This window comes from Variovorax sp. 01N429 (assembly GCF_056399425.1).
In genome coordinates this window covers 1-475 of the sequence record NZ_JBFTRG010000099.1, presented here as the reverse complement: position 1 = coordinate 475, position 475 = coordinate 1, and the positions used below count along the sequence as shown (strand labels likewise).

General features: G+C 72.8%; 1 protein-coding gene. It reads left to right on the top strand.

The annotated features are described in order from the left end of the window. A partial coding sequence (locus AC1DSF_RS30765; protein WP_478184099.1) for a serine/threonine-protein kinase occupies positions 1-475 on the top strand: 475 nt, incomplete at both ends.

The following is a 475-nucleotide window of genomic DNA, read 5'->3' as shown; positions in this document are numbered from 1 at the left end:
CGTTTCGCGCAGGAAGTCGCCGCGGCCCGCCGGGTGAGCGGTGTGTTCACCGCCGCCGTGGTCAACGCCGACCCCGATGCCGCCGTGCCGTGGCTGGCCACCGCCTACGTGCCCGCCCCCTCGCTGGAAACCCTCGTGCGCGCCTGCGGTCCGCTGCCCGCCGGTGCGATCCGCTGGCTCGCCGCCGGCATCGCGGAAGCCCTGGAGTCCGTGCATGCGGCCGGGCTGGTGCACCGSGACCTCAAGCCGTCCAACGTGCTGGTCGCCAGCGACGGCCCGAAGGTGATCGACTTCGGCATTTCCCGGGCCGCGGACTTCGGTTCGCTGACCATGACCGGGGTCGCGGTCGGCACCCCCGCCTACATGTCGCCGGAACAGGCGCAGGGCGTGCGGGACATCACCCCGGCGAGCGACATGTTCTCGCTCGGTGCCACGCTCGTGTACGCGGCGACGGCGCATTCGCCGTATCCGGACC